The 15,702-nt window shown below is 28.8% G+C and carries 14 protein-coding genes; 10 read left to right on the plus strand and 4 right to left on the minus strand.

Translation table 11 applies throughout. The features are described from left to right. Positions 1-69 precede the first annotated feature (69 nt). The 4 genes from ileS to EYW44_RS02265 all read left to right on the plus strand — a co-directional run bounded on the left by ileS (position 70) and on the right by EYW44_RS02265 (position 6,573). On the plus strand, positions 70-3,474 hold the full coding sequence (ileS, locus tag EYW44_RS02250; protein ID WP_132721992.1) for an isoleucine--tRNA ligase: 3,405 nt from the start codon (positions 70-72) through the stop codon (positions 3,472-3,474). Between the two features lie 4 nt (positions 3,475-3,478). Further along, the gene (locus tag EYW44_RS02255) at positions 3,479-3,859 is read left to right on the plus strand and encodes a TraR/DksA family transcriptional regulator (protein WP_132721994.1); all 381 of its coding nucleotides are present in this window, start codon (positions 3,479-3,481) and stop codon (positions 3,857-3,859) included. Positions 3,860-3,918: 59 nt separating this feature from the next. Next, the gene (locus EYW44_RS02260; RefSeq protein WP_132721996.1) at positions 3,919-4,566 is read left to right on the plus strand and encodes a hypothetical protein; all 648 of its coding nucleotides are present in this window, start codon (positions 3,919-3,921) and stop codon (positions 4,564-4,566) included. Between the two features lie 111 nt (positions 4,567-4,677). After that, positions 4,678-6,573 (plus strand): M61 family metallopeptidase, encoded by a 1,896-nt coding sequence (locus tag EYW44_RS02265; protein WP_132721998.1) that lies wholly within the window; start codon positions 4,678-4,680, stop codon positions 6,571-6,573. Positions 6,574-6,657: 84 nt separating this feature from the next. Here the strand turns inward: EYW44_RS02265 and EYW44_RS02270 are convergent, their stop codons facing one another. The 3 genes from EYW44_RS02270 to EYW44_RS02280 form a co-directional block, all read right to left on the minus strand. Beyond that, positions 6,658-8,205, minus strand: a complete 1,548-nt coding sequence (locus tag EYW44_RS02270; RefSeq protein WP_132722000.1) for a hypothetical protein — start codon at positions 8,203-8,205, stop codon at positions 6,658-6,660. Positions 8,206-8,361: 156 nt separating this feature from the next. Beyond that, entirely contained in the window at positions 8,362-9,225 is an 864-nt protein-coding gene (locus tag EYW44_RS02275; RefSeq protein ID WP_132722002.1) for an ABC transporter ATP-binding protein, read from the minus strand. A gap of 8 nt (positions 9,226-9,233) precedes the next feature. Continuing rightward, the gene (locus EYW44_RS02280; protein ID WP_132722004.1) at positions 9,234-10,538 is read right to left on the minus strand and encodes a serine hydrolase domain-containing protein; all 1,305 of its coding nucleotides are present in this window, start codon (positions 10,536-10,538) and stop codon (positions 9,234-9,236) included. A gap of 216 nt (positions 10,539-10,754) precedes the next feature. Here EYW44_RS02280 and EYW44_RS02285 point away from each other — a divergent pair, with 216 nt between their 5' ends. The 6 genes from EYW44_RS02285 (at position 10,755) to EYW44_RS02310 (ending at position 15,452) form a co-directional block, all read left to right on the plus strand. Next, positions 10,755-11,732 (plus strand): sensor histidine kinase, encoded by a 978-nt coding sequence (locus EYW44_RS02285; protein ID WP_132722006.1) that lies wholly within the window; start codon positions 10,755-10,757, stop codon positions 11,730-11,732. 1 nt (position 11,733) lies between these two features. Further along, positions 11,734-12,450: a LytR/AlgR family response regulator transcription factor gene (locus EYW44_RS02290; RefSeq protein WP_132722008.1), complete on the plus strand. Its 717-nt coding sequence runs from the start codon at positions 11,734-11,736 to the stop codon at positions 12,448-12,450. A gap of 171 nt (positions 12,451-12,621) precedes the next feature. Continuing rightward, entirely contained in the window at positions 12,622-13,218 is a 597-nt protein-coding gene (locus EYW44_RS02295) for a lipoprotein signal peptidase (protein WP_132722010.1), read from the plus strand. Positions 13,219-13,798: 580 nt separating this feature from the next. Next, positions 13,799-14,155 carry a hypothetical protein gene (locus EYW44_RS22570; RefSeq protein ID WP_243643593.1) on the plus strand — a complete coding sequence of 119 codons (357 nt, stop codon included), beginning with the start codon at positions 13,799-13,801 and terminating at the stop codon, positions 14,153-14,155. Continuing rightward, positions 14,139-14,816 (plus strand): ABC transporter ATP-binding protein, encoded by a 678-nt coding sequence (locus tag EYW44_RS02305; RefSeq protein ID WP_132722014.1) that lies wholly within the window; start codon positions 14,139-14,141, stop codon positions 14,814-14,816. Before EYW44_RS22570 ends, EYW44_RS02305 begins: the two co-directional genes overlap by 17 nt. Before the next feature lie 30 nt (positions 14,817-14,846). Further along, positions 14,847-15,452, plus strand: coding sequence for a DUF4230 domain-containing protein (locus tag EYW44_RS02310; protein WP_132722016.1), 606 nt, complete (start codon positions 14,847-14,849; stop codon positions 15,450-15,452). On the opposite strand, the gene EYW44_RS02315 is transcribed toward EYW44_RS02310, so the two are convergent. After that, positions 15,449-15,700, minus strand: a complete 252-nt coding sequence (locus EYW44_RS02315) for a hypothetical protein (RefSeq protein ID WP_132722018.1) — start codon at positions 15,698-15,700, stop codon at positions 15,449-15,451. The two genes, EYW44_RS02310 and EYW44_RS02315, sit on opposite strands and share 4 nt — an antisense overlap. Positions 15,701-15,702: the final 2 nt, after the last annotated feature.

The following is a 15,702-nucleotide window of genomic DNA, read 5'->3' on the forward strand; positions in this document are numbered from 1 at the left end:
TTTGTTTGTTAAAGATTGCAATTACAATAAAATACTTAATTTTGCAAATTCAATTAATAGAACGTAGATATGAGTAAGAATTTTACTGAATACAAAGGATTAAATCTACCTAAAGTAGCAGAAGAAATCTTAAATTATTGGGAAGAGAAAAATATCTTTGAAAAAAGTATTACTTCCCGAGAAGGAAATGAACCATTTGTGTTTTTCGAAGGACCACCATCAGCGAATGGTTTACCAGGAATTCACCACGTAATGGCACGTTCTATTAAAGATATTTTTTGTCGTTATAAAACACAGAAAGGATATCAAGTAAAGCGTAAAGCAGGTTGGGATACTCATGGTTTACCTGTAGAACTTGGTGTTGAAAAAGAGTTAGGAATTACGAAAGAAGATATAGGTTCTAAAATAACAGTTGAGGAGTACAACCAAGCTTGTAAGAAAGCTGTGATGCGTTACACTGATATTTGGAATGATTTGACTCATAAAATGGGATATTGGGTAGATATGGAAGATCCATATATTACTTACAAACCTAAATATATGGAGTCTGTTTGGTGGTTATTAAAGCAGATTTATAATAAAGATTTATTATACAAAGGATATACAATACAACCTTATTCACCAAAAGCAGGAACAGGTTTAAGTTCTCATGAATTAAACCAACCTGGATGTTATAGAGATGTAACTGATACTACTGTAGTAGCTCAATTTAAAGCGATTGGAGATACATTGCCTGATTTTTTACAAAATGAAGGAGATATTCACTTTTTAGCATGGACGACAACTCCATGGACTTTACCAAGTAATACAGCATTAACGGTAGGACCTAAAATTGAATATGTTTTAGTAGAAACTTACAATCAGTACACATTTAAACCAATGAATGTTGTTTTAGCTAAGAATTTAGTAGGAAAACAATTCACTGGAAAGTATACACAAGTAGAAGAGAAACCAGCCTTATTAGATTATAAAGAAGGAGATAAAAAAATTCCTTTTTATGTAGTTAAAGAATTTATAGGTAAAGATTTAGTAGGAATTAAATACGAACAATTATTACCATTTGTATTGCCTTATGAAAATGCAGAGCATGCATTTAGAGTAATTTCTGGAGATTTTGTAACTACTGAAGATGGTACAGGTATTGTACATACAGCGCCAACTTTTGGTGCAGATGATGCTTTAGTAGCGAAACAGGCTAGTCCAGAAATTCCACCATTATTAGTGTTAGATGAAAATGAGAATCCGGTTCCTTTGGTAGATTTACAAGGTAAATTTAGACCTGAATTGGGAGAGTTTGGAGGTAAGTATGTGAAGAATGAGTACTACAATGATGGTGAAGCTCCTGAAAAATCTATAGATGTAGAGTTAGCAATTAAACTTAAAACGGAGAATAAGGCATTCAAAGTTGAAAAATATGTACACAGTTATCCTCATTGTTGGAGAACCGATAAACCTATTTTATATTATCCATTAGATTCTTGGTTTATCAAAGTAACCGATGTCAAGGATAAAATGCATAGCTTAAACGAAACGATTAACTGGAAACCAAAATCAACAGGAACAGGACGATTTGGTAACTGGTTAAAGAATGCTAATGATTGGAATTTATCGCGTTCGCGTTTTTGGGGTATTCCATTACCAATTTGGAGAACAGAGGATGGTTCAGAGCAACTTTGTATCGGATCAGTTGAAGAATTAAAACAAGAGATAGCAAAATCAGTAGCAGCAGGTGTTGCTAGTGAAGATATTTTTGCAGATTTTGAGATTGGAAACATGTCTGAAGAAAACTATGACAAAGTTGATTTACATAAAAATGTAGTTGATAAAATAGTATTAGTTTCTCCTTCAGGTAAACCAATGTATAGAGAAAGTGATTTAATAGATGTTTGGTTTGATTCAGGGTCTATGCCTTATGCACAGTGGCATTATCCTTTTGAAAATAAAGAATTGATAGATAATAAAGAAAATTATCCAGCAAACTTTATTGCAGAAGGAGTAGATCAAACTCGTGGATGGTTTTATACATTACACGCTATTGGTACAATGGTTTTTGATTCTGTGGCTTACAAAAATGTAGTGTCTAACGGATTGGTACTAGACAAGAATGGACAGAAAATGTCTAAGCGTTTAGGAAATGGAGTAGATCCGTTTAAAACTTTAGGAGAGCACGGACCAGATGCTACACGTTGGTACATGATTTCGAATGCAAATCCGTGGGATAATTTAAAGTTTGATTTAGCAGGTATAGAGGAAGTAAAACGTAAGTTTTTTGGTACTTTGTACAACACATATTCATTCTTTAGTTTATACGCAAATATTGACGGATTTAACTATAGTGAAGTAGAAGTACCATTAAATGAAAGACCAGAAATTGATCGTTGGATTTTATCTGAATTAAATACTTTAATTGATAAAGTAGATAAGTTTTATGCAGACTACGAACCAACAAGAGCAACAAGAGCTATTTCTGATTTTGTTCAAGATCATTTAAGTAATTGGTATGTTCGTTTGTGTAGAAGACGTTTCTGGAAAGGAGAGTATGCTCAAGATAAAATATCTGCATATCAAACATTATATACTTGTATGGTAACTGTTGCTAAATTATCGGCACCAGTAGCTCCATTCTTTATGGATCGTTTGTATAAAGATTTAAATAAAGCAACTCAAAAAGAAACTTTTGAAAGTGTACATTTAGCTAATTTCCCTGTTTATGATGAGTCTGTAGTAGATAAATCATTAGAGCGTAAGATGGAAAATGCACAAACAATCTCATCTTTAGTACTTTCATTAAGAGCTAAAGAAAAAATTAAAGTGCGCCAGCCATTACAAAAAATAATGATTCCTGTACTTGATGATACTCAGAAAGAAGAGATTTTAGCAGTGTCTGATTTAATTAAATCAGAGGTTAATGTTAAGGAAATAGAATTGTTAGATGATGCGTCTGGAATTTTAGTAAAGCAAATTAAGCCAAACTTTAAAGCCTTAGGACCAAAATTCGGAAAAGATATGAAGTTGGTTTCTAGTAAGATACAGTCTTTTGGGCAAAAAGAGATTTCTCAAATAGAAAAAGAGGGTCAGATTTCTGTGGAAATTAATGGAAAATTGATTACCTTAGAAACCAGTGATGTAGAAATTTCATCAAAAGACATAGAGGGCTGGCTAGTTGCAAACGCTGAAGGTTTAACAGTTGCTTTAGATGTTACTATAAATGATGAACTTAAAAAAGAGGGTATTGCAAGAGAGTTGGTAAACCGAATTCAAAATGCCCGTAAAGATTCAGGATTTGAGGTAACAGATAAAATAAAATTAACGTTTTTGAGTTTAGATGAACTACAACAATCTGTGTTGGCAAATGAAAACTATATCAAAGCAGAAACATTAACTAAAGAATTGGTTTTTGTTGATGCATTAGAAAATGGTACAGAAATTGAATTTGACACCATAAAGAGTAGAATGTTAATCGAAAAAGCGTAGTATTATGGCAGAAGATGTAAAAGTTAGGTATTCTGATAGCGATTTAGAAGAATTCAGAGGAATTATCTTAAAAAAGATAGAAAGAGCTGAGGAAGACCTAGAATTATTAAAATCAACCTATAAAAACGGAGCAGATAACGGAACAGAAGATACTTCACCGACATTTAAGTCGTTTGAAGAAGGTACAGACACAATGGCTAAAGAAGCGAACATGCAATTAGCGATTCGTCAAGAAAAGTTTATACGTGACTTAAGGAATGCTATTATTCGAATAGAGAATAAAACATATGGTGTTTGTAGAGTTACCGGTAAATTAATACAAAAAGAGCGTTTAAAGTTAGTACCTCATGCAACTTTAAGTATTGAGGCTAAAAGAAAACAATAAACGTTATACATATAAACATAAATTTTTGACTTCCTTTTTTAAGGAAGTCTTTTTCTTTTATGAGGGATTTATTAGTTTTTTTGAGTTTTATCTTATTGACGCTGTTTTTACAGGCACAAAGTACAGAGTCAAAGAATTTTACTACCACTAAAAATACTATTGAAATACAAGTAGACGGATTAGATGAAGTTCAACTTAAAAATTCAGAAACCGAAGAAGTTGAAGTGTTATTATTTAATGAAGGCGATATACCTCTAAAAATTTTAACAGAGGAACTTTCTGAGATTCAAAAAATAATATTTAAACCAGCGTTTTTTAATCAAGAATCTCCTGTTTTTAGAAAATATATAACCAAAAGATTAAATAGAGCTTCTGTGGTTATTAGTTTACCTAAAAATAAAAATATAACTGTTTTAGGCAAAACTGTAGATGTGGTTTCTGAAAGTTATAAAGGTAACCTAAGAGTATTTATAGATAAAGGTTTGGTTGATTTAAATGAAGTTGGGGGAGATGTGGAGCTTCATCTTTTTCAAGGAAATATTTCAGCGGTAGTAAAGACTTCAGCAATACATATTAGAACAAATAAAGGAAAAATACTTGTTAATGATGAAGAAGAAAAATCACCTTACATAAAGAGTAGCTTAAACTATCAAACTAACTTTGTGATAAACTCAATTAGAGCTAATGTTTTTTTAAAAGACTACTAAATCTATTTTAGGGTTTGTTAATTTTGCTATCCATAAAAGTTAAAAAAGACACAAATAAAGTAACATATACCGTTTTGTAGTGTCTAAAAAAAAATATAAAAACAACTTAGAATGAATAAACAGATATTAACTGCAGCAATAGCGGGAGTATTATTGGTGGGCTGTAGTAGTACAAAATCTACAAAAACAAATGATTTAGCATCTCAAAATCCTATACATACTACCATGGATTTAACAAAAGTTACTAATGATAAATTGCCGGTAACTATAGATCCGGGAAGATTTACACAAGAGAAAGTAATTTATAGATTGCCAAAAGTAGTACAAGGAACTTATTCTGTTAGTGATTTTGGAAAGTTTATAGATGATTTTAAAGCTTTTGATTATTCAGGAAAAGAATTATCGGTAAATAAAATAGATACTAATACATGGGAAATAACAGATGCTAAAAAGTTAGATAAACTAATGTATTGGGTTAACGATACTTTTGATATGGAAAAGCATGGAGGTTTAGATGATGAAGTACCTTTCTCTCCATCAGGAACGAATATTGAAAGTAATAACTATGTTTTAAATCTGCATGGTTTTATAGGATATTTTGATTCTTTAAAGAAAAATCAATATCAATTAGATGTAATTTCACCATCAAACTTTAAGAGAACATCTGCGTTACAAGAAGTAGCGACAATGAATAATAAAGAAGAGAATACAATTACTTCTAGATATTTTGCTCCACGTTATTTTGAAATAACTGATAATCCAATGTTTTATGGAGAGTTAGATGTTGAAGAATTTCAAGTAGGAGATATTAAAATTGTATTAAGTGTATATTCACCAACTAAAAAACATTCAGCAAAGAAAATAAAAGCGACAGTGGAGAAGATGATGCAAGCTCAAAAGTCTTTTTTAGGAAGCATAAACACCACTGCTCGTTATGATATTTATTTGTATTTAGCAGGACAAGATGAAACTTCGCCAAAAGGTTTTGGAGCTTTAGAACACCATACTTCTACTGTTGTTGTTTTACCAGAAATGATGCCAGATGATGCCTTGGCTGAGAGCATGATTGATGTTGTTTCTCATGAGTTTTTTCATATTGTAACACCTTTGAGTGTACATTCTGAAGATGTACATTATTTTGATTACAATGCACCTACTTTTTCTAAGCATTTATGGATGTATGAAGGAGTAACAGAATACTTTGCTACGTTATTTCAAGTAAATAAAGATTTAGTAAGCGAAGATGAATTTTATTCTAAAGTTATGGGGAAAATTGCGGCGGCTTCTAAAATGAATGATGCAATGAGTTTTACCATAATGAGTGAAAATATTCTTGAAAAACAATATCATGATCAGTATTTAAATGTTTACCAAAAAGGAGCTTTAATAGGAATGTGTATAGATATTTTATTAAGAGAAGAGAGTAATGGACAACGAGGAATACTTTCTTTAATGAAAGAATTATCTAATAAATATGGAAAACACAAACCTTTTGATGATGATTCATTAATTGAAGAAATTACAAAAATGACGTATCCATCAATAGGAACGTTTTTAAATACGCACGTAGTTAATGGTACACCAATAGATTATAACGTGTTTTTTGAAAAAGTTGGTTTGGGTATTTCAGAAACTAAGGTTAAAACAAACTATTTACAAAACAACGGAGTTAATATTGTAACAGGAGATCCTGTATCAAGAAGCATTGTTTTTACTGATGATGTTTCAGGAAATAGCTTCTGGGCAGAAAATGGAGCTAAGCCAGGAGATGCAATTAAGAGTGTGAATGGAGAAGAAGTAACTTTTGCAACGGTTAATGATGTATTAGGTAAAGTTTTTATGTGGAGACCAGGAAAGAAAGCAAAAGTTGTTTTATCGAGAAATGGGAAAGAAATTGTGATAGATACTACAACAACTCAATCTTATACAAAAGGAAAAGGTCTAAAACAAAAAGACGCAGCAACAGCTAAGCAAAAAGATCTTTTAAAAGCTTGGTTAAAAGGATAATTTAATAAAAGTAATTGCTTTTATTAAAAACAGATAAAAACCAACAATCTACTTTTTTGATTGTTGGTTTTTTGTATTTATAAATCATACTTTTTTTAATTGATATCTTCTAATACTTAATACAGACAAAGCAAGTGTTGTTACTAATACAAATAGTGTAAAAGTGTAAGAGGTAGAGTTATTAATAGCTCCGAAATAATCTGTAAAAGGAAGTTTATGAACATTAGCATAAGTAATCATAAAAAATAATACTTCAAATAATTTTTTTCCTTTGGTAGTGATACCCAAAAAAGCAGCTAAAAGAGTTATAAAAAATCCTCCTTGTAGTATTGATATAATAGGCAAGAAATTTCCTGTAAAAACAAATCTAAATATCAATGGCATAGCTAAAAGAGTAATTAAAACAATACAAGCAATAATTTGAGAAGTTAGTAATCGACGAATTGGGTTGAATGATGAAAAAGAAAAGTAATGTACTTTATTTGTTATTTCTTTTGTGGTTAATTCAGATAATCTATTTACTTGTAAAAACCATAAAATAGGTAAAACAATTTGATGCGCTATTTCTAAAGGAACGATGGCTAATAGTAACATTCCTATTCCATTTAGCAGCCATAACCATTTATTCCCTTTTCTTATTAATAAAAGGAGTTCGGTTTTGATTAGTGGAAATATTGAAAAATTTACATTTAGTTTGGCAAGTTTAGAAATGTTAATGTCTTTTATTTTTAATTCTTCCATTGGAATTCTTTTCTTTTGAGATGTGTTTTGTGCGATTTTAATACTAAATCTATGAAAAAATATAGCAGAAATATAAAGTAATAGAACACTAATTAAAATCAATATACATCTACTAAAAATGAATGAGTTTGGAAAAGAAACCCCGTTAAATTGGAATTTTTTAGCTTTTGAAACATTTCCAATAACATAACCTACACTTAATGCTTCTATTTTATCTCCATTAGTTACTTCTCTCACTTGTTTTTCTATTTGATGCATAACAATTTGAGTACCTAGTATGTCAAAAGAAAAATTTTCTTGTTTACCATTAGTAGGCATCATAAGCATTGAGAATAAGAAGAAGAAACCGATATTTTGAACAACACTACTTTTATATAAAAATACTTCAAAAATGGTGGCTAAAACGGAAATGAAAAATAAAGCAGGAATTGTTACTAATGCATAAGGTTTTATAAACGGTATAAATTCAAAACTATAACCATCATTATATGCAAAAAAAAGTAATATGTTCATTAAGAATAAAACCGTTAAAATAGTTGCTAAAATTAAAAAGTTACTACAGGTTTTAGAAAGTAAATATTGAAAGTTTTGTATTCTAGAACTGGCAATAATTTGTCCAATTTTAGTATTTAAATCCTTTTTTATACTTCCGTTTACCAAATAAAATCCGATTAAACATAAAAATGTACAACTCATAACAGTAGTAACATAACCAAACCAAGCGGCGTTATAATAGCCAATGTAACCTGCAACTCTTATGGTAGAGTAATTTGCATTTGGACTAGGAATAAATGTATAAGCAATGGCAATACTTACGCACAAAGTGATTAAAAAAGTATAGCTTCTTGTGCGTTGTAGATAGTCGTATTTTATGATAGAAAAAATATTCATAAACGTTATTTTTTAGTGAGCATCGTAAACTCCAATGTAAAAGTTAGTATTAGCTATTATTACTAAGGCAATTATTAAAATGATACTTATAAAGATGATATTTATAACTTTTTTATCCTTTGTTTTCATAATTAATGATGTTTTTTAAATTTTTGTTTAAGAAGCTTTTGTTAAGTATAAATAAGCGTCTTCTAAGTTGGCGATTTGCTGAATAGAGTTTTCTACAGGTTGATCAGAAATATATCTAACCAATAATTTTTCGGTTTTACGATTTGTACTGATTACAATATGTTGTTCCTTGAATTTTTGATAATTTTCTTTAGCAATTGAAATTTCAAATACTTTATTCTTCACTTTTTCAATAATAGCATCTTGATGTCCTTTGGTTATTAAGGTGCCGTTTTTCATAACCGCAACTTCATCAGCAATCGTATCAATATCAGAAACAATGTGCGAAGAAAGTATAATGATAGCGTCATTAGCCAATTCTGAAATTAAGTTTCTAAATCTAACTCGTTCTTCAGGATCTAATCCAACAGTCGGTTCATCAAAAATGATAATTTTAGGATCGTTTAATAAGGCTTGAGCAATTCCGATACGTTGTTTCATTCCTCCAGAAAAACTACCAATAGGTTTTTTAGCAGCATCCATTAAGTTTAAACCATTTAAAAGTTGGTTAATCTTAGTGTTTAAATTTTTTCCACCTACACCTTTCATAGCTGCCATGTATTTTAAAAACTCAAAAGCATTTAAGTTTTGATATACTCCAAAATCTTGAGGCAAAAATCCTAATTGTTTACGCATGTAATTTGCATCTTTAACAATGTTGTTTTTATTTAAAATAATATTGCCTTGAGTAGGGGTACTAACTGTTGCAATCATTTTTAATAATGTTGATTTTCCAGCTCCGTTAGGTCCTAATAAACCTAAAATTCCTTTGTTTATAGTTAAAGAAAAGTCTTTTAAACCGTACTTGTTTCGATCGTATTTTTTAGATACGTTTTGAATTTCTAGTGTCATATTAATTTTTAAGATTTTATACGTTTAATAGTCGTTTCTAGTCCGTTTTGTCTAAAAATTAACTCATTCGGATCTTTTGAATTTATTTCTAACTCTACACCAAAACTTCCGTTATAAAGCTTATTTTTTTCTTTACTAATTAAAATAACTTGTGCTCCTTGTGCAGAAAAATATAAGTGTTTGTTTTGCTCAAGAATTTCCATTTCCATTTTCATTCCGTGCGAATCAAATAAGTAAGAGCCAATTGTACTTTTATAATCAGAAGCAATGTTTTGGTTAAAAGCTACATTTCCTTTTTTACCTTCTACAAAATTGAAAAGTTCTTCTTTTAACATCTTCCCAAATGGAATAATGCGCGAATTGCTAAAAAGTAAAATTAGATTTTTGTTTGTAGGGTTATAATACTCCCTGTACGCATAGCCAATATTGTTACCGCCATGACCTACGTATCCATTTTTAAATTTCATCATTCCTAAACCATAATCAGCATCATCAAAATCAATTAGTTTTTCTAATGAAGATGTATTTAATAAGGTGTTTTCTTCAAACAAATGGTTGTAAAATTTAACCATGTCGTGCAGTGTAGAAGCAACACTTCCTGCGGCATAAGCATAATTAGCAAAAAAACGATAGTCTAAATACGAACTAATATCTTTTTGGCGATTGGTTGGCGGAGCTAAGTTTGGTAGCTTTTTAGAAACATAAGGATATGACTCAGTCATTTTACAAGGAACGAAAATTCGTTCCTTTAACAAATCAAAATAGCTTTTATCAGTTACTCTTTCTAAAATATGACCTAATAAAATGTAATTAGTGTTACAATATTGATATTTGCCAACTTTATCAGGATTTCCTTCAGGAATATTTGTTAAAAAATCTGAGTTATAAAAGCTATCTTTCTTTTCGTAAAATTCTTTTTCTATATTTTTTCCAACAATTTCCCCAAGCCCAGTTCTGTGACGCAATAAAGATTCAATAGTTAAATTACCATTTACATTTTTTATAGCTTGTAAATAAGTGCCTATTGTATCAGATAGTTTTAAGTTTCCTTTTTCAGCTTCTTGCAAAATTAAAATTGCAGTCATTTTTTTAGTAGCACTACCAATATTAAAAACGGTATGTTCATTAAAATTATAATTTCCAGAGTTAGCTAATTTTTGTTTTCCATTTTGTTGAATTAAAACAGCAATTCCTTGATTTAATTCTTTTACATAAGGATCGTATTTCTCTAATTGATTTTGTAATGATTGTGAATAACCATCAAAAAACAGTAGCACTGAAATACAGACCAAAAGTGTTTTTAAAAGTTTCATAATTATTTGATTTTTATAAATAATACTTCAAAAGTGGCATTAAATCAGTGTTTTAAAAAAGAAGAATGATAAAGGAGGTAATAAAAATGACGAAAGTATATTTTTACCAATATCATTAAAATAGCTATGTTCACACAAAAAAAAGTATCTTTCATCATTAAAAAATCCCTTTTTTACCATCAAACAGTAAGTTTGCTTTAAATAAAAAAGAAAAGAATGTCAAAATTTGATAGTTGGGTAGATAACAAATTGGTGCAAAATATTTTTGTATGGTTGTGTTTTTTTATAATTCTAGTAATAGGAGTAACTTCAGATAGCAAAGTTACAACAGCTTTTTTTGCTGTTTTATTTCTTGCGCCAGGAGTATATGCTACTAATTATTTGATTTTACCCTTATTCAATAAAAAGAAATCTTTATTTTTTCTGTTATTTGTAACAATTGGTATTGCTACAACATTTTTACCGCTATTTGCAATTAGTTTTGCTTCACAAGAAGCATTAACAGTGAAAAATTTTTTTAGTCTGTTCGGATTCATTTTATTAGCAATGGTTTTTGGTATGACCATGAAAATTTCACGAGACAGTTTTAGGAGAAGACAAGAAGAAAAAAATGCAGAATTGAAGTTGTTGAAAGCACAATTAAATCCACATTTTTTATTTAATACATTAAACAATCTTTACGGGTTATCTGTGATTAAATCAGACAAATTACCCGATTTAATGTTGAAACTTTCTGATTTACTTCGTTATAGTTTATACGAAACAAAAGAAGTGTTTGTGCCTTTAAAAAGAGAAATCAATTACCTAGAAAATTACATTTCATTAGAAAAAATTAGATTAGAAGAACAAGCAGAAATTATTTTTAATGTAGAAGGAAATATTCAAGACGAAAAAATAGCTCCAATGTTATTTATTGTGTTTGTAGAAAACGCATTCAAACATTTAGCTATTGCCAATGGTATAAAAAGTAAGGTTGTAGTAACAATAAAAATATCTGATGAAAGAATACATTTTACTTGTAGAAACACTTATGAAGAAGTTTATGATGGGGAAGAAAATTTAGAGAAAGGAAAAAGTGGTATTGGTTTAGTAAATGCTAAAAAAAGGCTAGATTTATTATACACAGATGCCCATCAATTAAAAATAAATAAAACTAAAGATGAATTTTTGGTTGACTTAATACTTACAAAATAAAATGAAGGTACTTCGATGTTTAGTTGCAGATGATGAACCTATTGCTCGTCAAATAATTGAAAAATATATTCAAGATATCCCATATTTAGAATTGGTTTTTTCATGTAAAAATGCTTTTGAAGTGATGGAAGTATTAGAAAGGGAATCGATAGATTTACTTTTCTTGGATATTAATATGCCTAAGTTTTCAGGAATTAGTTTATTAAAATCATTAAGTAAAAAGCCAGAAGTAGTTATAACCACAGCGTATTCTGAATATGCTATTGAAGGTTTTGAACTATCTGTTACCGATTATTTACTAAAGCCTTTTTCTTTTGAGCGTTTTTTACAAGCAGTTTTAAAAGTAAAACAAAAAGGTGAAAAAGTTAAAGAGGTTGTTCAAATTAAAGAGTCGGTAGTAGCAGAAAAGTCTGAGTTTATTTTTGTAAAAAGCGATAAAAAAATTGTGAAACTAAATTTTAATGAAATTAACTATGTTGAGGCTTATGGAAATTATATTAAAATTTATACAGAAAACATGATTCTTACTTCACAAACACTTTCAGAATTTTTAGAGAAGTTACCAGATCACTTTTTGAGAATTCATAAATCATACATTATTAATTTTGAAAAGCTAAAAATGATTGATGGCAATCAAATTATTCTTGAAAATGATTCAAAATTACCAGTAGGAAAATCATATAGAAAGTTAGTTTTAGAAAAAATTGATGTTGGCTAAATTTGTTTTTTTAAGAAGCATAATTTTTTGAATATAAAAGCAAAGATTTTCAATCATTAGCTAAATTGATCTAATTATAATATTAACAGTTTTTTATAAAAAAGAACCATTTGTAATAGATTATAAAAATCATTCTTTTTTATTACATTTGTCGCTATTAAATTTTTAGGAATGTCTAAGAAAACCATCGCTATACTTACTGTTGTACTTGCAATTTTGATTGATCAAATCAGTAAAATATATATTAAAACACACTTTTATTTAGGAGAAGAAATAAAAGTATTAGGCTTAGATTGGTTTCGCATTCATTTTACCGAAAATAACGGAATGGCTTGGGGTTTTGAGTTTGGTGGTAAAGCAGGTAAACTGTTTTTAACGTTATTTCGTTTGGTAGCTGTAACAGGAATTGTTTATTGGTTAGGAAAAACAATAAAGAGTAAAATTCATAACGGAGTTGTTATAGCTATTGCATTAATTTTAGCAGGAGCGGTAGGTAATATTATTGATTCTGTTTTTTACGGAGTTATTTTCAATACTCCATCTGGTAGAGGAATTGCTACTATGTTTCCAGATAAACCTTACGGTGATTTGTTCTTTGGAAAAGTAGTTGATATGCTTTATTTTCCTATGTATAAAGGTGAAAGCTTTACTTTTTTTAATGCAATATTTAACGGGGCTGATAGTTGGATTACTATTGGTGTAATTTTATTGTTCATTTTTAATAAACAAGCTTTTCCTAAAGAAGAAAAAAAGGAAATTGAAGACTAACTAAATGAGGTGGTATTTTCAACTTCAAGTCAAAATGTTAAATAGACATTTTAAAGATTTTGGAGTGCCATTATTGATTGCTTATCCACTAATAACTTTTCTTTTTATACTTTTTTCTAGCATTATATTTAATATGTTAGAAATCCAATATGCTATTTACGTTTATTTTTTTTGTGCTTTATCTGTATTAATAAAGTTGAGTGAAAAGAAACGTAATCATTTCTTGAAACTTGGATGTATTAAAAGAAAGTTTTACAAATTAAGAGCTTTAGAAAATGTACTCATATTAACTCCATTTGTATGTTACTTAATTTTTAAAGGAGCGTATTTGTTCATATTGTTACTTTATATTTCTGGGTTATTATTAAGTAGATTTATAATTAGTACACCATCAAATTTTGTAATTCCAACTCCGTTTTGGAGAAAACCATTTGAATTTTCTGTTGGTTTTAGAAAAACCTTTTACGTTTATCCATTCATATATTGGTTAACTTATAAATCTATTGAAGTAGATAATTTTAACCTTGGAGTTTTTTCGATGATAGTACTGTTCTTAACACTAATATCATATTATACAAAAATGGAAAAGGAATATTATGTTTGGATATTTAATAAAAAAGCGAAAGAATTTTTAGTTGAAAAAATCAAAATAGGGGTTATGTATGCTCTTTTGCTCAGCGCTCCAATTTTTATAGCTTTATTATCTTTTAAAGACTACATAGCAATAACTGTCGTATATTTTTTACTATGCTTTATATATTTAATTCAAGCGATTATTGCAAAGTATGTTGATTTTCCTAAGCAGATTAATTTACCAAGTTCTATGATTTATACTTTGAGTTTGGCTTTCCCTTTTTTCATTCTTTTTACTTTTCAATACTTTTATAAAAAATCTATTCAAAAACTAAAATCCATTTTAAATGATAAGAATCAATAACCTGTCAAAAAAATATGGAACAAATACAGTTTTAAACAACATTTCTATTCATTTAGAGAAAGGAAAAGTTTACGGTATTGTAGGCGAAAATGGAGCAGGGAAAACTACATTCTTCAATTGTTTATCTGGAATAGAACAATACCAAGGAAAGATTGATTCAATAAAGAATTTAAAAGATACGATAGGTTTTTTACAAACAGAATCTTATTTCTTCCCAAAAATAACAGGAAAAGAATATTTACAGTTATTAATTAATGCAAGAGAAGTAAAAGTAAAGCATATTGAAGAACGAAATATTTTTGATTTACCTTTAGATAAATATGCTGTAAATTACTCTACAGGAATGAAAAAGAAACTTGCCTTAACAGGAATATTACTTCAACAAAATGAGGTGTTTATTTTAGATGAGCCTTTTAATGGAGTTGATATTCAGAGTAATATTGTAATAACTGAAATTATTCATAAACTAAAATCATTAAATAAATTGATAATCATTTCGTCTCACATTTTCTCTACTCTGGCAGAGACTTGTGATGAAATTCATGTTTTAGAAAATGGAAATTTTTCTGAAAAAGTAATGAAAGAAGACTTTAAAAAGTTAGAAGATGAAATGAAAAAACGAACTGTTGGTAATAAAATTGATAGACTAGATTTAGTTTAGTACATTGTAATTCATTAATAATAAATTAAAATGATACGTTTCTTAAAGTATTTTGTTGCTTTTTTATTTGGTTTTTTAATCGCAAAATTATGGTACGATCAAAAAGAAGTTGTTTATCAGCAAGAAGAGATTAAGGTAATGGTAAACGGAATTAAAAACCTAAGTAAATTAGTAGTTTCAGAAGGAAGTTATTCTGAAATGTATAATTTTTCAGATACTAAAAAGTACTTTTTCGATTACATTCAATTTGAAAAGAAAGCAATGATATCTGTCAATGCAAAAGTAGAGGTTGGGTATGATTTATCAAAGTTAGATATTCAAATTGATAGTGTAGCAAAGCAAATTATAATTAATAAAATTCCTGAAGAGTCTGTTACGATTTCTCCGGATATTAAATATTTTGATTTACAGCAGAGTCAATTTAATAGTTTTTCAACCCAAGAATTGAATTCTCTTAATGATAAAGCGATTAAAACAATAAAAGAAACCGTTGAGTTTACAACTCAAAAGAAAGAAGCTAAAACGCGCTTATTTGAAGAATTATCTAAAGTTTACCAGTTGTCTAAAATATATGGCTGGGAAGTAGTTGATAATACCAATGCCAACTTCTTTGATTTATCTCAGTTAAAAGATTAATAAAAGAAAACTAAAAGTACCATTATTATTAAAACAATAAATGGAACTTTCCAAGGTAACTTTGGGGTTTTAATGAAAGAGTAAGTAGCTGCTGTTATTATTGAAAGAGATAAAATAATGCTGCTAAAAATGACTAGTTTTATAAAACCACCTGGTATATGACTATGACTTTTTTCAGGGAATAAATACCAGGCACTTGAAGCAGTTTGAAGCATTAAAATAAATAAGAACGCTATTTTTTCTTTCATTA

Origin of the sequence: Tenacibaculum sp. M341 (assembly GCF_004337695.1) — a bacterium.
Taxonomy (GTDB): Bacteria; Bacteroidota; Bacteroidia; order Flavobacteriales; family Flavobacteriaceae; genus Polaribacter.